General features: G+C 37.0%; 17 protein-coding genes and 1 riboswitch. Of the genes, 16 read left to right on the top strand and 1 reads right to left on the bottom strand.

What is annotated here, in order from left to right; translation table 11 throughout:
- Positions 1–43: 43 nt before the first annotated feature.
- The 15 genes from ACEN2F_RS09075 (at position 44) to metF (ending at position 17,191) form a co-directional block, all read left to right on the top strand.
- The gene (locus tag ACEN2F_RS09075) at positions 44–400 is read left to right on the top strand and encodes a hypothetical protein (RefSeq protein WP_441738119.1); all 357 of its coding nucleotides are present in this window, start codon (positions 44–46) and stop codon (positions 398–400) included.
- A 145-nt stretch (positions 401–545) separates the two neighbouring features.
- Positions 546–971: an OsmC family protein gene (locus tag ACEN2F_RS09070; RefSeq protein ID WP_441738117.1), complete on the top strand. Its 426-nt coding sequence runs from the start codon at positions 546–548 to the stop codon at positions 969–971.
- Positions 972–1,037: 66 nt separating this feature from the next.
- Complete coding sequence (locus tag ACEN2F_RS09065) at positions 1,038–2,210, top strand: trans-sulfuration enzyme family protein (RefSeq protein ID WP_441738115.1); 1,173 nt, start codon at positions 1,038–1,040, stop codon at positions 2,208–2,210.
- A 192-nt stretch (positions 2,211–2,402) separates the two neighbouring features.
- The gene (locus ACEN2F_RS09060; RefSeq protein ID WP_113664375.1) at positions 2,403–2,813 is read left to right on the top strand and encodes an RrF2 family transcriptional regulator; all 411 of its coding nucleotides are present in this window, start codon (positions 2,403–2,405) and stop codon (positions 2,811–2,813) included.
- Positions 2,814–2,930: 117 nt separating this feature from the next.
- On the top strand, positions 2,931–3,833 hold the full coding sequence (locus ACEN2F_RS09055; protein ID WP_441738112.1) for a sulfite exporter TauE/SafE family protein: 903 nt from the start codon (positions 2,931–2,933) through the stop codon (positions 3,831–3,833).
- Between the two features lie 15 nt (positions 3,834–3,848).
- Positions 3,849–4,550 (top strand): phosphoadenylyl-sulfate reductase, encoded by a 702-nt coding sequence (locus ACEN2F_RS09050; protein WP_441738110.1) that lies wholly within the window; start codon positions 3,849–3,851, stop codon positions 4,548–4,550.
- A gap of 117 nt (positions 4,551–4,667) precedes the next feature.
- A complete protein-coding gene (gene cysD / locus ACEN2F_RS09045) occupies positions 4,668–5,567 on the top strand; it encodes a sulfate adenylyltransferase subunit CysD (RefSeq protein ID WP_113637736.1) in 900 nt (299 codons plus the stop codon).
- Between the two features lie 151 nt (positions 5,568–5,718).
- Positions 5,719–6,963, top strand: a complete 1,245-nt coding sequence (locus tag ACEN2F_RS09040; RefSeq protein ID WP_441738108.1) for a sulfate adenylyltransferase subunit 1 — start codon at positions 5,719–5,721, stop codon at positions 6,961–6,963.
- Positions 6,964–7,135: 172 nt separating this feature from the next.
- A complete protein-coding gene (locus ACEN2F_RS09035; protein ID WP_441738106.1) occupies positions 7,136–9,229 on the top strand; it encodes a HEPN domain-containing protein in 2,094 nt (697 codons plus the stop codon).
- On the top strand, positions 9,219–9,992 hold the full coding sequence (cobA, locus tag ACEN2F_RS09030; protein ID WP_441738104.1) for a uroporphyrinogen-III C-methyltransferase: 774 nt from the start codon (positions 9,219–9,221) through the stop codon (positions 9,990–9,992). The genes ACEN2F_RS09035 and cobA overlap by 11 nt, the downstream gene beginning before the upstream one ends.
- 2 nt (positions 9,993–9,994) lie before the next feature.
- Positions 9,995–10,585, top strand: coding sequence for a precorrin-2 dehydrogenase/sirohydrochlorin ferrochelatase family protein (locus tag ACEN2F_RS09025; RefSeq protein WP_441738102.1), 591 nt, complete (start codon positions 9,995–9,997; stop codon positions 10,583–10,585).
- 150 nt (positions 10,586–10,735) lie between these two features.
- A complete protein-coding gene (locus ACEN2F_RS09020; RefSeq protein ID WP_441738100.1) occupies positions 10,736–11,788 on the top strand; it encodes an NAD(P)/FAD-dependent oxidoreductase in 1,053 nt (350 codons plus the stop codon).
- A gap of 92 nt (positions 11,789–11,880) precedes the next feature.
- A riboswitch (SAM riboswitch) is annotated at positions 11,881–12,000 on the top strand.
- 271 nt (positions 12,001–12,271) lie between these two features.
- Positions 12,272–13,273: a homocysteine S-methyltransferase family protein gene (locus tag ACEN2F_RS09015; protein ID WP_441738098.1), complete on the top strand. Its 1,002-nt coding sequence runs from the start codon at positions 12,272–12,274 to the stop codon at positions 13,271–13,273.
- 169 nt (positions 13,274–13,442) lie between these two features.
- Complete coding sequence (gene metH, locus ACEN2F_RS09010; protein WP_441738096.1) at positions 13,443–16,124, top strand: methionine synthase; 2,682 nt, start codon at positions 13,443–13,445, stop codon at positions 16,122–16,124.
- Between the two features lie 110 nt (positions 16,125–16,234).
- Positions 16,235–17,191: a methylenetetrahydrofolate reductase [NAD(P)H] gene (gene metF / locus ACEN2F_RS09005; RefSeq protein ID WP_441738094.1), complete on the top strand. Its 957-nt coding sequence runs from the start codon at positions 16,235–16,237 to the stop codon at positions 17,189–17,191.
- A gap of 170 nt (positions 17,192–17,361) precedes the next feature.
- Here the strand turns inward: metF and gldA are convergent, their stop codons facing one another.
- Complete coding sequence (gldA, locus tag ACEN2F_RS09000) at positions 17,362–18,258, bottom strand: gliding motility-associated ABC transporter ATP-binding subunit GldA (protein ID WP_441738092.1); 897 nt, start codon at positions 18,256–18,258, stop codon at positions 17,362–17,364.
- Between the two features lie 200 nt (positions 18,259–18,458).
- Here gldA and ACEN2F_RS08995 point away from each other — a divergent pair, with 200 nt between their 5' ends.
- Entirely contained in the window at positions 18,459–19,706 is a 1,248-nt protein-coding gene (locus tag ACEN2F_RS08995) for a dicarboxylate/amino acid:cation symporter (protein WP_441738090.1), read from the top strand.
- Positions 19,707–19,935 lie beyond the last annotated feature (229 nt).

Raw genomic sequence — 19,935 nt, 5'->3', positions numbered from 1 at the left:
TCAGTGATCAGTTTTGAGTGATCAGTAAAAAACAACAATTAATATGAATGTTATCTTTATTATTATTGGAATGAATGTTTCAATTCTATTTTTATTTGATAAAAGTAAATTAGATGATAAAGAATGGTTTTATAAACTATTAATTTTCAATGGTATCTTGTTTTTAATTGCTTTGACAAGTGTTTTAGTAGGTGTTGGAATAAATACAGCTATTAATTCATTATTTATACCATTGATTGCACAGTTTTTATATTATGTTTTAAGTAAATTATTCTACGTAAAATATAAAAGAAACAGTGTTGATACTTTTTGGACAATGGATAGGTCTTTATTTATAGATGGATGGTTCAATTATATATTTTGGGTGGTTTCAATTTTACTGTTTTTGCTTGTATTGTGACGAATAATTAAAATAAAAAAATAAAAATCTGTGTTTTGCGATAGCAAATCCGTTTCATCTGTGTCCAATAACATAATTAATTAAAAAGGGACTGCCTCCAGTCTTGGCTCCCTTCCCTTCGGGAAGGGTTGGGGAGGGGAATAATATGAAAATAACATTAAACAGAGTAAACGACAATTTCCATTTCGAATTAAAAAACGAAAGAGGACATTTAGTAAATGTTGATAGCCGACCAGAATTTGGTGGAAACGATATGGGCGCAAGTCCTATGGAATTAGTATTGATGGGAGTTGCAGGTTGTAGCGCTATTGATATGATTTCGATTTTGAAAAAACAGCGTCAGGAAATCACTTCTTTCAAAGCGGAGGTAGAAGGAGAACGTGTACAAGTTGGAGAAGCGAAACCATTCAAAGATATTCACCTTGTGTTTTATTTGGAAGGGCCAATTAATGAAGAAAAAGCAGCCAGAGCGGCACAACTTTCTTTCGAAAAATACTGTTCGGTTTCTAAAACATTAGAACCAACAGCAACGATACATTACAAAGTAGTTTTGAATAATAAACCATTGTAGTTTAAGCAAAGTGATTGGATTTAATATTCCAACAACTTTAAGCTTTAAACCTTAAACGATAAAAAAATGAACGATCAAGAATTAGGTTTTGAAACCCAAGCCATACGCAACCAACTAGAAAGAACGCAATATTTAGAGCACTCAGTTCCTTTGTACTTAACTTCCAGTTTTGTATTTGAGGATGCCGAAGACATGCGTGCTTCTTTTGCCGAAGAAAAAGACAGAAATATTTACAGCCGTTATAGCAACCCAAATACCAACGAGTTTGTTGATAAAGTTTGTGCTATGGAAGGTGCAGCAGCTGGTTTCGCCTTTGCATCCGGAATGGCTGCGGTGTATTCAACCATGGCAGCTTTATTGAAATCGGGAGATCATATCGTTTCTTCCAGCAGTGTTTTTGGGGCCACACATTCGTTGTTCATTAATTATTTTCCGAAATGGAATATTGAAACTACGTATTTCGACATTAATAAACCCGAAACTATCGAGAATTTTATAAAACCAAATACTAAAATTCTATTTGCCGAATCGCCTACCAATCCAGCGGTAGATATTATCGATTTGGAATTGCTTGGTACAATTGCCAAAAAGCACGATTTGATTTTAATTATTGACAACTGTTTTGCAACGCCGTATCTACAACAACCTATAAAATGGGGAGCTGATTTGGTAATCCATTCAGCGACCAAACTAATGGATGGTCAAGGTCGTGTTTTGGGCGGAATCACTGTGGGTAATGCTGAATTGATGCAGAAAATTTATTTGTTTTCTCGATTGACAGGGCCTGCTTTGTCACCTTTTAACGCTTGGGTGTTGTCAAAAAGCCTTGAAACGTTGGCGATTCGTTTAGATAGACATTGCGAAAATGCCATGAAAGTAGCGGAGTTTTTAGAGCAGCATCCTCAGGTTAATAAAGTGAAATATCCATTCTTGAAATCGCATCCGCAATACGAAATTGCTCAAAAGCAAATGAAGTTGGGCGGAAACATTGTAGCTTTTGAAATAAAAGGCGGTCTTGAGGCTGGAAGGGCTTTTTTAGACAAAATAAAATTATGTTCTTTATCACCAAATTTGGGCGACACCAGAACTATTGTTACACATCCAGCCTCAACTACACATAGTAAGTTATCAGTTGAAGAGCGTTTGGCAGTGAGTATTACGGATGGTTTGGTACGTGTCTCCGTTGGATTGGAAACTGTAAAAGATGTTATTGCTGATTTAGAGCAGGCTTTGTCTTAATGATTTTTGATTTGAGATTAACGATTTTGTCTCGAAGTTTCGGGAGCAGATTTCCAATCTAACAATAATCGTTAATCTCCTTGCGCCATTTTTCATTCAAAAAGTATATTTTTGTTGCTACAATAAAAGACAAATAGATTTCTGATTGTGTAAAATCAAAAATCGTTAATCTTCAATCTTATATATTTTTAAATGCTGTCTAAAAAAACAAAATACGGAATAAAAGCACTTACTTTCTTGGCACGCCAAAAAGATAATTCTCCTGTGCAAATAGCAGAGATCGCCAAGAGTGAGACTATTTCGATCAAGTTTTTAGAAAGTATTTTATTATTACTGCGCCATTCCGGTTTTTTAGGCGCCAAAAAAGGAAAAGGCGGTGGCTATTATTTGATAAAAGATCCCAAAGACATTAATATGGCCCATGTATACCGCATTCTTGAAGGGCCAATAGCACTACTTCCTTGTGCGAGCCATAATTTTTATGAGCCTTGCGTAGACTGTTCTGATGAAGCTACTTGCGCCGTTCGGAAACTAATGATCGAAGTGCGCGATAATACTCTGAAAATTTTAGAGAGCAATACTTTGGCCGACATTGCATTTTAAAAAAGAAATCACAAAATAAATTTTGTAGTTACGCTAAAAGTTTTATTTTTGCGTAATAATCTACTATTCCGATAGGGTAGTAGATTTAATGATAAAAAAACTGTTGAATTTTAAAGCATGAGCAAAGAATTGAAAGCCATTACTATCAATGAAAAATCGGAAACGACTTTTAAAGAACGCTTATGGGTTGTTATCCCTGTTGTTTTATTGGTAGGATTAATTTCTACATTGGTATACAATCATCATGCTGAATTTTCGTGGAATGGCCTAATATCAGGCTTTAATCAGGAATTTTTAATCTTTTTCTGTATTGGTGTTTTTGCACAATTAGTCGACGGGACATTAGGAATGGGCTATGGAGCAACTTCTACTTCTTTTTTATTGGCGTATGGTATTCCACCAGCGATAAGTAGCACAGGAGTTCATGTTGCTGAAATGTTCACAACAGGAGCTTCGGCGATTTCGCATCATCGCTTTGGGAACATCAATAAAAAGCTAGTAAGACATCTATTGATTCCGGGTGTTTTAGGTTCTATTGCAGGTGCTTATTTATTGTCGGATGTAATTGATGGGGATGCAATAAAGCCTTTTATTGCGGTGTATATGATAGGGTTGGCAATTATAATAATCAGAAAAGCAATGCAGAAAAACATCATTAAAAAGAAAACCAAGCGATTAAATATTTTAGCTTCTTTTGGAGGTTTTATGGATGCTGTTGGTGGTGGTGGATGGGGACCAATTGTGACTTCGACTTTATTAGGGCGTGGTAGAAATCCAAGATATACTATTGGTTCTGTTAATGCAGCGGAGTTTGCGGTAGCTTTTGCGAGTGGTGTAACGTTCATGCTTTTTGGAGGAATACAAGGATGGCAAGTGATTATAGGGTTGATTTTGGGAGGTGTTATTGCTGCTCCAATTGCCGCTATTTTAGTCAATAGAATAAAGAGACAACCTATGATGATTTTGGTAGGGATTTTAATTATTATTTTGAGTTTAAAAACACTGTCTAAATTATTATAAAAGAGAAACGAAATTATGAGCATAACGATAACAAATACTTTATTAGAAAAAACAAGAAGCTTAACCATCGTGGAAACACTTTCGTTTTTAGCTAATGAATACAAAGATAAAGTGGTTTTTTCGACTTCTTTTGGACAAGAAGACCAAGTGATTACGGCTTTAATTGGCCAAAATGATTTACCAATTACCATTTTTACTTTAGATACCGGAAGACTGTTTCAGGAAACGTATGATGTTTTTCAAAAGACCTTGAAAAAGTATCAAATCGATATTAAAACTTATTTTCCGGACACAACAGCTGTCGAGGAATTATTGAATAAAAAAGGTCCAAACAGCTTTTACGAATCGGTGGAAAATAGAAAAGAATGTTGTTTCATTCGAAAAGTAGCACCATTGACTAAAGCTTTGAAAGGAAATGCGATTTGGATTACCGGTTTGAGAGCGGAACAATCAGAGAACAGAAGTGACTTAGCCTTTCTTGAATATGATGCTCATTTTGACATTATTAAATTTAATCCATTGTTAAAATGGACTTTAGAAGAGGTTCAAAAATATATAGATGATAATAATGTGCCGCAAAACGTACTACATAAACAAGGTTTTGTGAGTATAGGTTGTGCGCCTTGTACAAGAGCCATTACACCTGGCGAAGATATAAGAGCGGGAAGATGGTGGTGGGAATCCAGTCATAAAGAATGTGGTTTACACCAAAAATAGAAAACAGAAGTTAGAATAAAGAGAAAAGAAAAAATAATAATAGTTAAGAGATTTTAAATGAGGTTCCAATAACCTTAAACTTTAAACTTTAAACTTTAAACTTTTAAACTAATAATAATGAGTACCATTTTAAAAACAAATGCTTTAGAAAGCGAAGCGATATACATTTTTAGAGAAGTCATTTCTCAATTTGACAAACCAGTATTGCTTTTTTCTGGTGGGAAAGATTCGATTACATTGGTGCGTTTAGCACAAAAAGCATTTTTCCCTGCTAAAATTCCTTTTCCATTGTTGCATGTAGACACGGGACATAACTTTCCAGAAACTATTGCTTTCAGAGATAAATTGGTTGCTGAATTAGGGTTGGAACTAATCGTTCGTAATGTTCAGGATGCTATTGACGAAGGTAAAGTGGTGGAAGAATCAGGGAAGTATTCTAGCAGAAACAGTTTGCAAACAACTACACTTTTGGATGCAATCGAAGAATTTAAATTTGATGCTTGTATTGGTGGTGCGCGTCGTGACGAAGAAAAAGCAAGAGCCAAAGAACGTATTTTCTCTGTTCGTGATGATTTTGGTCAATGGGATGAGAAAAACCAACGTCCGGAATTATTTGATATTTTGAACGGAAAAATTGAAAATGGTCAAAACGTTCGTGTTTTCCCAATTTCAAACTGGACTGAGCTTGATGTTTGGAGTTATATTGAGCAAGAGCAAATAGAAATTCCATCGATTTACTTTTCGCACAAACGTAAAGTATTCTTGAGAGACGGTATGATTTGGTCACATTCTCCTTTTGTGTACCAAGAAGAAGATGAAGAAATTGAAGAAAGAATTGTTCGTTTTAGAACCGTTGGAGATATGAGTTGTACGGCAGCTGTTGATTCTTACGCAGCAACAATTCAGGAAGTTGTCGGCGAAATCAGATCTTCGACTATTTCAGAAAGAGGAGCCAGAATTGATGACAAACGTTCTGAAGCTGCGATGGAGAAAAGAAAACAACAAGGGTACTTTTAGAAAACAATTATAAGTTATGAATTATAAATTATGAATTGTTCCGAGACATTTAAAATTTAAAATTCAACATTTAAAATAAAAAAATCAAATTTAGAAGTTTATGTAGGTCTTTTTGAAAACCTTAAACTTTTAAACTTTAAACAAAATTCAGATGGAAGTTTTAAAAATAGCAACAGCAGGAAGTGTAGATGACGGAAAGAGTACCTTAATCGGGAGATTATTATACGATACAAAATCGTTGACTACAGATAAGATTGAAGCAATAGAAAAAAGCAGCAAACAAAAAGGATACGATTATTTAGATTTCTCATTGGCTACTGATGGTTTGGTTGCAGAGAGAGAACAAGGAATTACGATTGATGTGGCGCATATTTATTTTTCGACAGCCAAGAAAAGTTACATTATTGCCGATACTCCAGGTCACGTAGAATATACACGGAATATGGTTACGGGAGCTTCGACTTCGCAGGTTTCGATCATTTTGATTGATGCCCGTAAAGGAGTTATTGAGCAAACGTACCGTCACTTTTTCATCAATAATTTATTGCGTGTAAAAGAAGTGATTGTTGCGGTAAACAAAATGGATTTGGTTGATTATTCCGAAGAAGTTTACAACAAAATCAAAGCTGATTTTCAGGCTTTGAACAGCAAAAGCTCCTTCAAAGAGCAAAACGTAAGTTACATTCCGTTGAGTGCTATTAATGGGGGAAATGTTGCTGATAAATCAGAGGATATGCCTTGGTACACAGGACAAACGGTTTTGGAACATTTAGAAGCTTTAGAGCCTGCAGATGTATATGAAAAAGGACAAGCCCGTTTCCCAGTTCAAACGGTAATCAGACCAAAAACGGATGATTATCATGATTTTAGGGGATATGCCGGAAAATTATACGGTAACACTATTAAAGTTGGCGATGCAGTGACAGTTCTTCCTTCTTTGACAGCATCGAAAGTGGCTAATATTCACTTTTTTGATCAGCAATTTGATGAAGCAACTGCCGGTTCTTCTATTACTTTGGAACTGGAAAATGATATCAACGTAACAAGAGGGGACATGATTGTAAAATCGAATGAGCTTCCTAAAATTGAAAAGGATATCAATACAACGATCTGTTGGATGGACAACAAAAAGTTAGTTCCAGGAGCTAAATATTTGGTACAACACAATACCAACAGAGTTTTGGCAAAAATTGAAAGCGTGAAAAATGTAATCGCTACTGATTATTCAGGGATAACACCAGCGACACAATTAAGCATTAATGAGATAGGCGAAGTGAATATTAAATTGAGTAAGGCGTTGTATTTTGATGCCTACAACGACAATAAATCCAATGGTGCTTTTATTTTAATTGATGTCGCTACAAACACAACTGCAGGAGTTGGATTTATAAATTAAACCCCGATCCCAGCCCTCCCCGAAAGGAAGGGTGACATAATGGATAGTAAGTTTTCTAAGAGTTAACAGGTTAATCCTTGATAAAAGAGTAAAACAACAATACAATAATATTCCCAGTTTCGGCTCCCCCTCCTTTGGAGGGGGCTGGGAGGGGAGGATAAAAATAGTTTATATGGAAAGTTTTAGAACCGAAATAGAAGATCCGATTGTTCAAAAAGAGATAATCGATTTAGAGAAAAAAATTGCATTATTCCGTGACGGAAAAATTGATGATGAGCGTTTTCGTAGCCTTCGTTTAGCGCGTGGTGTTTACGGTCAGCGTCAGGAAGGTGTACAAATGATCCGTATTAAATTACCTTTCGGAAGAGTTACTGGCGAGCAATTGTTGCGGGTGTCAAAAGTTTCCGATGAATATTCAACGGGACGTTTGCATATTACCACGCGTCAGGATATTCAAATTCATTACGTGAGTTTGGACAGGACTCCAGAACTTTGGGCACAATTGGCTATAGATGATATCACGTTAAGGGAAGCTTGCGGAAACACGGTTCGAAATATTACGGCAAGTGAAACTGCGGGTATCGATCCTGATGAACCTTTTGATGTCTCGCCTTATGCCCATGCGATGTTTGAATTCTTATTGAGAAACCCTATTTGTCAAGAAATGGGACGAAAATTTAAAATTTCGTTTTCTTCTTCGGATAAAGATACCGCCTTGAGTTACATCCATGATTTAGGATTTATTCCGAAAATTGTAAATGGTGAAAGAGGATTCAAAGTAATGTTAGGTGGAGGATTGGGTTCTCAACCCAGTCATGCTGAATTGCTTTCAGAATTCATTCCGGTTAACCAAATCATCCCAACAGCAGAAGGGATTTTAAGAGTTTTTGACCGTTATGGAGAACGAGCTAAAAGGTTAAAAGCACGGATGAAGTTTTTAATTAAGGACATTGGTGCCGAAGCTTTTTTGAAATTAGTAGAAGAAGAGAAAAACGCGGTTGCAAATCATATCATCGAAATTGATACAACAGCATTTGATGGTCCTATTCCAGAACCTTTATTGGTTGCTCCAAAAGTAGTTATTGAAGACCAAGAGGCTTTTGAAGCTTGGAAAAAAACAAATGTACTTACACAAAAACAAGCGGGTTATGTAGCCATTGGAATCAAAGTACATTTAGGAGACTTCTATACGGATAAGGCAAAACCATTAGCCGATTTAATTAAGAATTATGCGGCAGATGAATTGCGTTTTTCACTAAGGCAAAACATTCTTCTTCGTCATATCAAGGAAGAAAACTTAGCTTTTTTCTATCAAGAGTTAGCAAAGCTAGGTTTTGTAGATCCAGGTTATAATTCCACTTTAGATATTACGGCTTGTCCGGGAACAGATACTTGTAATTTAGGAATTGCAAGCAGTACTGGTATTGCGGAAGAGCTTGAAAGGGTTTTAAAAGCAGAATACCCACAATATGTGAATAAGAAAGAAATTTCGATTAAAATTAGTGGTTGTATGAATGCTTGCGGTCAACACAATATGTCCGAAATTGGTTTTCAAGGGATGTCGATTAATGCAGGAAAATTAGTAGCACCGGCACTTCAAGTATTATTGGGTGGTGGAATATTAGGAAACGGAAGCGGACGATTTTCAGACAAAGTGATTAAAATTCCAAGTAGAAGAGGTCCTGATGCTTTGCGATATATTTTAAATGATTTTGAAGCGAATGCAAACGGACTTAGTTTTTTAAACTATTACGATGCCAAAGGAGAAAAGTATTTCTACGAATTCCTGAAACCTTTAGCAGATACGACTAATCTTAGCGAAGCTGATTTTGTTGATTGGGGAAATGCTGATAATTATGTAAAAGCTGTCGGTATCGGTGAATGTGCTGGGGTTGTAATTGATTTAGTAGCTACATTATTGCTCGAGGCAAAAGACAAATTAACGTTTGCGCAAGAAGCTTTCGAAGAGAAAAAATGGTCAGATGCGATTTATCATGCTTATGCAGGTTATGTAAATGGCGCAAAAGCTTTATTACTTTCTGAAAATCAAAAAACAAACAATCAAGCTGGAATTATTGATTTGTTTGACACCGTTTTTACCGAAACGAATAAAATAGATTTAAAATCGACTTTAAAAGATAAAGTGTTTCAAATTAATCAAAATGAACCTTCTGAGGAGTTTGCCCAAAAGTACCTTCAAGATGCGATTTCATTTTTTGAAATTATAGAAGACTATAGAACTAAAGATTTAGCGGATGCAAAATAAAATTGAACCAATAGTAACACTAGTAGGTGCGGGTCCAGGTGATCCGGATTTACTGACAATCAAAGGGGCAAAGGCACTTGCTGAGGCCAACGTTGTTTTGTATGACGCTCTGGCAAATGAAGAAATTTTAAGTTATGCTCCCAAAAAAGCAATTAAAATATTCGTTGGTAAACGCAAAGGCTGTCATGAGTATACGCAAGATCAAATCAATCAATTAATTGTAGATAATGCGCTTACTTACGGACATGTAGTTCGGTTAAAAGGTGGCGATCCATTTATTTTTGGTCGAGGCGGTGAGGAAATAGACTTTGTAGAAAGTTTTGGGATACCTACATTTGTAGTGCCTGGAATTTCATCGTCGATTGCCGTTCCCGCTTATCAGGGAATTTCGTTGACCAAAAGAGGTGTTTCGGAAAGTTTTTGGGTAATTACGGGTACAACCTCTGACAGAAAATTATCAAATGATGTGGCTTTAGCAGCACAATCATCCGCAACTGTTGTCATTTTGATGGGTATGAGCAAACTGTCGCAGATTATTGATTTATTCCAAAAAGAATCCAAAGGAGAAACTCCTGTTGCAATTATTCAAAACGGAACTACTGTACACGAGAAAATTGGTGTTGGAACAATCAATACAATTCAACAAGTTGTGGCGGAAAATAAATTAAGTTCGCCTGCGATTATTGTCATTGGGGAAGTGGTCAAAGAAAGCAATAAATTAAAAGGATTTTACGAAGAATTCATAGCCAAAGAAATAAAGTAATTGTGGAAAGGAACGAATTATATCCAATATTTTTAAAATTACACAACCTCAATGTACTTATTGTAGGCGGAGGAAATGTGGGTTTAGAAAAGTTATCATTTCTTTTGAAATCAAGTCCAAATGCCAATGTTGAGGTTGTTGCACCAAAGTTTTTACCAGAACTGGAAAGCTTGGCTGCAAAACATCCTTCGGTTCAATTGACTTTTAGAAAATTCAATCGCTGGATGCTCCGCAAACGCCACATGGTTATTGCTTGCACCGATGATCTGAAAGTGAATAAAAGGATATATGATTTGTCCCGAAAAAGATATTTGATTTGCAATATTGCGGATACGCCGCCATTATGTGATTACTATTTAGGTGGAATTGTAACCAAAGGGAATGTAAAAATTGCTATCTCAACCAATGGGAAATCACCGACAACTGCTAAAAGATTACGGGAGTTTTTTGAAGAAATAATCCCGGACGATATCAATAAAATGGTCGAAAACCTGAATGAATATCGCAAAACGCTAAAAGGGAATTTCGAAGAAAAAGTGCAGAAAATGAACGAAATTACCGAGTCGTTGAAGCATAAAGAACCAAGAGAATAAAATAAAGAATTCGACTGATATTTATCATTTATTTTTGAGAGAATCATTCGTTCCTTTGTGAAAAGAATAAGAAGTAAGAACAAGTATAAAAAAACGCTCCCAAGTCCTTCCAAATAATGGGGTTGGCGGGAAGAATAAAAGAATAAAAAAATGATTCAAACAGACATCCTTATAATAGGAGCCGGACCTACTGGTTTATTTGCCGTTTTTGAAGCGGGATTATTAAAATTGAAATGCCATATTTTAGATGCCTTGCCACAGGCGGGAGGACAATTATCCGAATTATATCCTAAAAAACCAATTTATGATATTCCGGGTTTCCCCGAAGTATTAGCTGGAGATTTAGTGAATAACTTGATGGAACAAATCAAGCAATTCGAACCTGGATTCACGCTTGGAGAACGCGCGGAAACTATTGAAAAACAAGAAGACGGAAGTTTTATAATAACTTCAAACGAGGGAACCCAATTTAATGCTAAAGTTGTTGCTATTGCTGGCGGATTAGGAAGTTTTGAACCTAGAAAACCACTAATTGATGGAATTAATTTCTACGAAAACAAAGGAATTAAATATTTCATAAAAGATCCAGAAGAGTTTAGAAATAAAAGAGTTGTAATTGCTGGTGGAGGAGATTCAGCATTGGACTGGAGTATTTTCTTATCGAATGTTGCTTCTGAGGTGACTTTGATACATCGTAGAAACGAATTCCGTGGCGCCTTAGATTCTGTTGAAAAAGTTCAAGAACTAAAAGACTCGGGAAAAATCCGTATGATTACCCCAGCGGAGGTTGTCGGATTAAATGGTGCAGAACACATTGAATCGATAGTTATCGATGAAAATGGAGCCAACAGAACTATCGATACTGATTATTTCATTCCTCTTTTTGGTTTAACGCCAAAATTAGGTCCCATAGGAAACTGGGGATTAGAAATTGAAAAAAATGCCATCAAAGTAGATAATGCACTGGATTACCAAACCAATATCCCAGGAATTTTTGCCATTGGCGACGTAAATACGTATCCAGGGAAACTTAAATTGATTCTTTGTGGTTTCCATGAAGCCACTTTAATGTGTCAGGCAGCCTATCAAATCATCAATCCAGGTAAAAAATATGTGTTGAAATACACTACAGTTGCTGGTGTTGATGGATTTGACGGAACTCGTAAAGAGGCTCCAAAAGCGGTGGTGAAAGCCATTGTTTAACAACTTACTACAAACTAGTTAAAAAATAAAGCGCTAAAACTTGCAAGTTTTAGCGCTATTTCTTTACTTTGCAGTGTTCATAATTTTATTGAAAGTTATCACGAAAGGCGGAGGGAAAGACCCAACGAAACCTTAGCAACCCTTTATCTTTAAAGAAGGTGCTACATTCTACTTTATACTGAACCAGTTTCTGTATTTAAGATAGATAACACACGAATACTCACTTAGTATTTCTCAAATCTTTTCTTGACAACATATATTTTTAGCCTGCTGAATTAATTTCAGTATCAGGAGCGGACAATTGGCGTTTTTTTGCCAATACTGTTCCCGCTTTCCGTTGCAAACGAAGTTCACTGAACCCCTATGAGAATAGAAATTAAGTGAAGTAATCGGGGCTAAAGAGCTACTATATTGAACTTTTTAAATTATTTAATCCATAAAAAAGCTTTGCGCCTTTGCGTCTTTGCGAGCAAAAAAATAGATATGTCAAGCATTCAAGAAGCCATTAAAAAAAGAATACTCGTACTCGATGGAGCTATGGGAACCATGTTGCAACGCTATAATTTTTCCGAAGAAGATTTTAGAGGCGAACGTTTCAAAGATTTTCCACATTCCTTAAAGGGAAACAATGATTTATTGTCATTGACGCAACCACAATCAATTCGTGCCGTTTACGCCGCTTATTTTGAAGCAGGAGCAGACATTGTAGAAACCAATACGTTCTCAGGAACCACAATTGGAATGGCTGATTACCATCTTGAAGATTTGGTGTATGAACTCAACTACGAATCGGCACGAATTGCCCGTGAAGTAGCCGATGAATTCACAGCCAAAAATCCAGAAAAACCTCGTTTTGTAGCGGGTTCAATAGGACCAACAAACCGTACGGCAAGCATGTCACCAGATGTAAATGATCCTGGCTACAGAGCTGTTACATTTGATGATTTGCGTATTGCTTACAAACAACAAGTAGAAGCGTTGATTGACGGAGGAAGTGATTTGCTTTTAGTAGAAACTATTTTCGACACTCTAAATGCTAAAGCAGCACTTTTTGCCATCGAAGAAGTCAAAGACGAACGCAATATCGATATTCCAATCATGGTTTCCGGAACGATTACGGATGCATCAGGAAGAACACTTTCAGGTCAAACCGTAGAAGCTTTTTTGGTTTCGGTTTCGCACATTCCATTGTTGAGTGTAGGTTTCAATTGCGCTTTAGGAGCTGATTTACTAAAGCCTTATTTGCAAACGTTGTCACAAAATACTTCATTCAATGTATCGGCGCATCCTAATGCAGGATTGCCAAATGCTTTTGGAGAGTACGATGAAACACCAGAACAGATGCAAGCTTTCATCAAAGAATATTTAGACGATAATTTAGTCAATATCATAGGCGGTTGTTGTGGAACAACCCCGGAACATATCAAGTTGATTGCGGATATCGCAAAGGATTATAAACCAAGAGTTTCAACGGCGACGATGTAACCAAGAATGCCAGCGTGAGGGATAGCAGTGAAAAGCCCACAGCCTGACGAAGGAAGAGCGAGGACTTGCAACGAATAGCCCGACCCTTTTTGGGTCACGCCCAAAATAATAATAAGATATACGAAACCTGAACGTTTACTGAAATCGTGAAGGATCAAACAAAATAAAAATGGCACAAGCAGAAACCAGAAGAAACCTTGTATTATCAGGATTAGAGCCTTTGATCATTACGCCGGAAAGCGTATTTGTGAATATTGGAGAACGAACGAATGTTACCGGTTCTAGAAAATTCCTTCGATTAATCAAGGAAGAAAAATACGAAGAAGCACTAAGTATTGCAAAAGAGCAAGTCGAGGGTGGTGCGCAAATCATTGATATTAATATGGATGAAGGAATGCTTGATGGCGAATATGCCATGACAAAATTCCTGAATCTAATTGCTGCTGAACCGGATATTTCCAGAGTGCCAATCATGATTGATAGCTCAAAATGGGATATTATTGAGGCAGGACTAAAAGTGGTGCAAGGAAAAAGTGTGGTAAATTCTATCTCGTTGAAAGAAGGAGAAGAACAATTTATTCATCACGCTAAATTGATTAAGCGCTACGGAGCGGCGGCTATTATCATGGCTTTTGACGAGGTAGGGCAAGCGGATAATTACGATCGTCGAGTAGAAATTTGCAAGCGATCATACGATATTTTGGTAAACAAAGTTGGTTTTCCTCCGCAGGATATCATTTTCGATTTAAATGTTTTTCCAGTAGCAACAGGAATGGAAGAACACCGTCTGAATGCATTGGATTTTTTCAGAGGAACTAAATGGGTAAGAGAAAATCTTCCTCACGCACACATTAGTGGCGGCGTGAGTAATGTTTCGTTTTCGTTTAGAGGAAATGACACGGTCAGGGAGGCGATGCACTCCGTGTTTTTATATCATGCCATCCAACACGGAATGACCATGGGAATTGTGAATCCGGAAATGCTTTCTATCTATGACGAGATTCCAAAAGATCTTTTAGAGCGCGTGGAAGATGTAATTCTGAACAGACGAGAGGATGCTACAGAGCGATTACTGGACTTTGCCGAGAATGTAAAAGGAGATCTAAAGAGTAATGAAAAAGCGATTCAGGAATGGCGTTCAGGAACTATTCAGGAGCGATTGACACATTCCTTAGTAAAAGGGGTTGACGAATTTATTCTTCTGGATATTGAGGAAGCACGACTGGCAGCCACGAAGCCTATCGAAGTAATCGAAATCAACTTAATGGCAGGAATGAATGTGGTGGGTGATTTATTTGGTTCGGGTAAAATGTTTTTGCCTCAGGTGGTAAAATCAGCGCGGGTGATGAAAAAAGCGGTGGCGTATCTTCTGCCTTACATCGAAGCATCGAAGCAAGCCGGGGACAAGCAAGGGAACGGAAAAATCCTGATGGCGACCGTAAAAGGAGACGTACATGATATTGGAAAAAATATAGTAAGTGTGGTATTGGCGTGCAATAATTATGAGATCGTGGATTTAGGGGTAATGGTACCTCCTGAAAAAATTATTGCAGCGGCTATTGAACATAATGTAGATATTATTGGACTAAGCGGATTAATAACACCATCACTGGACGAAATGGTTTTTCTTGCTAAAGAACTAGACAAAAGAGGACTTAAAATCCCAATAATGATTGGTGGAGCGACTACTTCACGAGCGCATACAGCCGTAAAGATTGCACCACAATATAGAGAAACGGTTATTCATGTAAATGATGCTTCAAGAGCTGTAACGGTAGCTGGAAGTTTATTAAACAAGGATAAAAAACTCTACGCAAGCGACATTAGAGCGGAATATGATGCCTTTAGAGAAACGTTTTTGAATCGTTCACGAGATAAAAATTTCCTGACTATTGAGCAAGCACGCAAAAATAAATTGCAGTTGGATTGGGGGAATTTTACTCCTGTAAAGCCAAGGATAATAGGCGAACAAGTGATCGAGGTGGACCTAGATGTTTTGGTTCCCTATATTGATTGGACACCATTTTTTAGAACTTGGGAATTGTTCGGGAAATACCCAGCGATTTTAACGGATGAGGTAGTTGGGGAACAGGCGACTGCTGTTTTTGCAGATGCAAAAGGAATGTTGGATGTTATTTTGAAAGAAAAGAAACTGACGGCCAAAGGAATTTATGGCATTTTTCCGGCGAATCAAGTCAATGATGATGACATCGAATTAAGTGACGAAAACGGAAAGCCATTACAAACTTTTTTGACTTTGCGTCAGCAATCACAAAAGACAAAAGGGGCTCCAAATATCGCATTGTCTGATTTTATTGCTCCAAAAGACAGCGGTAAAACGGATTATATGGGTGCTTTTTGTGTAACGACCGGTTTTGGTGTGGATGAATGGGCTGCTGAATTCGAAAAAGATTTAGACGATTATAATTCGATAATGGTAAAAGCATTAGCAGATCGTTTTGCAGAAGCTTTTGCCGAATATTTGCACGAAAAAATCCGTAAAGAAATTTGGGGGTATGCATCTGATGAAAATATCAGTGCCGAGGCAATGATTGCCGAAGAGTATAAAGGGATTCGTCCTGCACCTGGATATCCGGCATGTCCAGACCATTTAGAAAAACCTACGATCTGGAAATTACTAAATGTAGAGCAAGAAATAGGAGTGACTTTGACCGAAAGTATGGCAATGTGGCCGGCTTCATCGGTTTCAGGATATTATTTTGGGAATCCGGAAAGCAAGTATTTTGGACTTGGAAAAATAAAAGAAGATCAGGTTATTGATTACGCCAAACGCAGAAGTGTTTCTACCGAAATAGCAACGAAATGGCTGAACCCGAATATTGCAGATTAAAATCCCCACTCCGCCTCCGCGAAGGGGAGGAACCGAAAAGGAAGAAAAAAATATTGTTCAATTAAAATTACCCGAGTTCTCCCCTCCTTTGGAGGGGTCGGGGGAGGATCATGAAAGTAACACAACATATAGAAGCTGCAAAAGGAGAGACGTTATTCTCCTTCGAAATTATTCCGCCTCAAAAAGGAAAAAGCATTCAGGAATTATACGATAATATTGATCCGTTGATGGAGTTCAAACCACCATTTATTGACGTAACCACTTCTCGCGAGGAATTTATTTATGTGGATAAAGGCAATGGTTTATTGGAAAAAAAACTAACCAGAATGCGTCCCGGAACGCTTGGGATTTGTGCTTCGATCAAGCATAAATACAACGTAGATACGGTCCCTCATGTTCTTTGCGGTGGCTTTACGAAAGAAGAAACCGAGTATTTATTAGTCGATTGTCATTATCTGGGAATTGATAATGTGATGGCTTTGCGTGGTGATGCGATGAAAGACGAACAGTCTTTTGTTCCTAAAATAGGGGGAAATGATTTTGCCGTGGATTTAGTCAAACAAATTGACCAGCTGAATTGCGGAAAGTACTTGCATGAGGTTATGGATGTTGATAATAAAGCTAATTTTTGTATTGGTGTTGCAGGGTATCCGGAGAAACATTTGGAGTCGCCATCCTTAATTTCAGATTTGAAAAGACTGAAAGAAAAGGTAGATGCAGGAGCGGATTATGTGGTGACGCAAATGTTTTTTGACAATGCAAAATACTTTGAGTTTGTTCTGAAAGCCAGAGAAATGGGAATCACCGTTCCTATTATTCCGGGAATCAAACCCATTGCCGTGCAAAGACACTTGCAAGTTTTGCCTCAAATTTTTAGAATTGATTTGCCGGAAGATTTAATTCATGCCGTTTATCAGTGTAAAAATAATGCGGATATCAGACAAGTAGGAATCGAGTGGGCAATTCAACAATCATTAGAGTTGAAAGCAGCCGGAGTCCCTGTGTTGCACTATTATTCTATGGGAAAATCGGAAAATATCAAACAAATAGCGAGTAAGGTTTTTTAGAAATTTATACTATTATATCCAAAGCTTCCAGTCTTCCAAAGCCTGGAAGCTTTTTTATTGTTTTGTCATTCCGACGAAGGAGGTTAGGAAAAAAATGAGGGTTTGTATTTTAAAACAGTTTGTGTTTTATTCGAAAACTTAACTGAACACTACAAACGGAACACTGCCAACTACTTCGTTATCTCTCTAAATACCGCCTCCAAGTTTTTATTCTTCTGATTCAGTTGCAATGTTTTCAAACCATTTGCATTGGCAAAATCAAAAACTGTTGGTCGCATGTCTTTATCGGCTTTGAAAGTCAATTCCCAAATCATATCATGTATGTTTTTATAAGAAACAAGATTTTCGATTTTGGCAATGGCTTGTTCCTCTATTTTAAAATCAAATTCTACTTCGATAACTTGCTCTTTGTCTTCAGAAATTAAATTATCCAGTTTTTTATCGGTAACAATTTTACCGTTATTGATGATAATAACGCGGTCACAAATGGCTTCGACTTCCTGCATAATGTGCGTAGACAGGAAAACGGTTTTGTCTTTCCCCACGTTTTTAATCACATTACGAATTTCCATCAATTGGTTGGGATCTAAGCCAGTGGTTGGTTCGTCCAAAATCAAAACATCGGGATTGTGCAATAAAGCATTGGCAAGGCCTACACGTTGCCGGTATCCTTTGGACAATTGTCCAATTTTTTTATGACTTTCAGAGGTTAAACCAGTCAATTGAATTACTTCATCAATTCTGGATTTAGCTACTTTATATACATCAGCGTTAAAAGCTAAATATTCACGTACATACAAATCCAGGTACAACGGATTGTGTTCCGGTAAATAACCAATAGAAAGCTGAACGGCTTTTTGTTGGCTGTTTACATCATATCCATTTACAATTGCGGAGCCTTCATCGGCATTGATATAGGTAGTCAATATTTTCATCAAAGTCGATTTTCCGGCTCCGTTTGGACCTAAAAAGCCAACGATTTCTCCTTTATTAATGGAAAATGAAATATTATCGAGTGCCTTTTGTGCACCGTAGCTTTTGGAGATGTTAGTAACTTCTATTGACATGGAATTTTATTTGTTACAAAAGTAAACAGAAAAAGGATTGATTTGTTATTTCTTTTGCCACAGATTTAAAGGTTTCTGAGGGTTTTTATAAATAATTTCAATCCTTGTTTTTTCTGCTTTCGTTGATTTGCTTGTTTGACGATAAAAAATATTTTAGTATTGGTTGGATAGATTTATATATTTACACCAAAAGATACAGTATGGCAAATTTACAATCGGGCAGTTTCTTGAAAAACTACAAAAGTATTTTATTGCTGCTTGGCGGGATTTTGGCAGGAAGTATATTGGGTTTAGTTTTTGGAGAAGGAGTAGAAGTGATTAAACCTTTGGGCGATATATTTCTGAATTTATTGTTTACCGCCATTATTCCTTTGGTGTTTTTCACGATTGCATCATCGATTGCTAGTTTAGAAAAATCAGAGAAACTGGGAAAGTTATTTGTAATTGTCATGGGCGTGTTTTTAAGCACCGTCTTGATATCTGCCATTTTGATGCTAATTAGCGTGCTGTTATTTCCCATTCATCAAGACGTCATTATTTCAAAAATGCCTTTGGAAAGTATACAAACTGCCTCTACAGGTTCGCAAATTGCGCAATTAGTTACAGCGGGTGATTTTTATGAGTTGCTTTCTCGAAAAAGTATGTTGGCCTTAATCATTTTTTCCTTTCTGATAGGATTTGCTGCCCTGCGTTCTGGAGAAAAAGGAAAAGATTTCAGTCGGTTTTTAAATTCAGGCAATGAAGTGATGAAACAACTGCTGCATCTGATCATGAAAACGGCTCCCATAGGATTGGGTGCTTATTTTGCGTATCAGGTTGGAATATTTGGACCGCAATTATTTGGCGCTTATGCAAAACCTTTGGGACTTTACTATGCGGTTTGTGCGTTTTATTTTGTCGTGTTTTTTAGTCTTTATGCTTTTATCGCTGGAGGAAAATTAGGATTTAAAGTGTTTTGGAAAAATAATATTACACCTTCATTAACGGCGTTAGGAACTTGTAGTAGCATTGCAACAATTCCTGCCAATCTGGAAGGTGCCGAAAAAATGAATATTCCGGCTCACATCAGAAATGTAGTGATTCCACTGGGAGCGCCGTTGCATAAAGACGGATCGAGTATGTCGTCTATTGTGAAAATTGCGGTAATTTTCGCCATGTTCGGGAAAGATTTAACGGATCCGAATATGTTACTAATGGCGTTGGGAATTACAGTAATTGTTTCAGTGGTTGAGGGCGGAATTCCAAACGGAGGGTACATAGGGGAAATTCTTGCGATTACCGTTTATGGTTTTCCAATGGAACAGGCGCTTCCGGCTGCAATGATTGTAGGAACCTTGGTAGATCCAATGGCGACATTGCTGAATGCGAATGGTGATTTAGTTTCGGCAATGATGGTTGCCCGAATTTCGGAAGGAAAAAAATGGCTTACTGAAAAAGTAGTTTTATAAAACCATTCTTTTTTGGCTGGTTTCAATGGTACAGTTCTAAAAACAGTAATACGGCAACAACTAATCGGTATTTTAATAGTCTTTTTTTAATTATTACATAATTAATAACCAGTTTTTTAGCGAATCCTTTTTTTGTTTAATAAAATCAGCTTTTTTTTTTGGATAGCTGGAAATTATGTATACATTCGCATAGTAAATAATACCAAAAAAGCAACAGCATGTTGAGTAA

The sequence above is a fragment of the Flavobacterium sp. W20_MBD1_R3 genome (assembly GCF_052119725.1).
Classification (GTDB): Bacteria; Bacteroidota; Bacteroidia; order Flavobacteriales; family Flavobacteriaceae; genus Flavobacterium.
Note: the sequence above shows the minus strand (reverse complement) of the source record. Positions and strands in the feature narration are given on the sequence as shown.

Excerpts from the sequence above, each read along its gene's own strand:
- gldA (WP_441738092.1), bottom strand. The coding sequence starts at position 18,258 with ATGTCAATAGAAGTTACTAACATCTCCAAAAGCTACGGTGCACAAAAG.
- ACEN2F_RS09070 (WP_441738117.1), top strand. The coding sequence starts at position 546 with ATGAAAATAACATTAAACAGAGTAAACGACAATTTCCATTTCGAATTA.
- ACEN2F_RS09035 (WP_441738106.1), top strand. The coding sequence starts at position 7,136 with ATGGAAAGTTTTAGAACCGAAATAGAAGATCCGATTGTTCAAAAAGAG.
- ACEN2F_RS09055 (WP_441738112.1), top strand. The coding sequence starts at position 2,931 with ATGAGCAAAGAATTGAAAGCCATTACTATCAATGAAAAATCGGAAACG.
- ACEN2F_RS09050 (WP_441738110.1), top strand. The coding sequence starts at position 3,849 with ATGAGCATAACGATAACAAATACTTTATTAGAAAAAACAAGAAGCTTA.
- metH (WP_441738096.1), top strand. The coding sequence starts at position 13,443 with ATGGCACAAGCAGAAACCAGAAGAAACCTTGTATTATCAGGATTAGAG.
- ACEN2F_RS09015 (WP_441738098.1), top strand. The coding sequence starts at position 12,272 with ATGTCAAGCATTCAAGAAGCCATTAAAAAAAGAATACTCGTACTCGAT.
- ACEN2F_RS09040 (WP_441738108.1), top strand. The coding sequence starts at position 5,719 with ATGGAAGTTTTAAAAATAGCAACAGCAGGAAGTGTAGATGACGGAAAG.
- ACEN2F_RS09060 (WP_113664375.1), top strand. The coding sequence starts at position 2,403 with ATGCTGTCTAAAAAAACAAAATACGGAATAAAAGCACTTACTTTCTTG.
- ACEN2F_RS09075 (WP_441738119.1), top strand. The coding sequence starts at position 44 with ATGAATGTTATCTTTATTATTATTGGAATGAATGTTTCAATTCTATTT.
- cysD (WP_113637736.1), top strand. The coding sequence starts at position 4,668 with ATGAGTACCATTTTAAAAACAAATGCTTTAGAAAGCGAAGCGATATAC.
- cobA (WP_441738104.1), top strand. The coding sequence starts at position 9,219 with ATGCAAAATAAAATTGAACCAATAGTAACACTAGTAGGTGCGGGTCCA.
- metF (WP_441738094.1), top strand. The coding sequence starts at position 16,235 with ATGAAAGTAACACAACATATAGAAGCTGCAAAAGGAGAGACGTTATTC.
- ACEN2F_RS09020 (WP_441738100.1), top strand. The coding sequence starts at position 10,736 with ATGATTCAAACAGACATCCTTATAATAGGAGCCGGACCTACTGGTTTA.
- ACEN2F_RS09065 (WP_441738115.1), top strand. The coding sequence starts at position 1,038 with ATGAACGATCAAGAATTAGGTTTTGAAACCCAAGCCATACGCAACCAA.
- ACEN2F_RS08995 (WP_441738090.1), top strand. The coding sequence starts at position 18,459 with ATGGCAAATTTACAATCGGGCAGTTTCTTGAAAAACTACAAAAGTATT.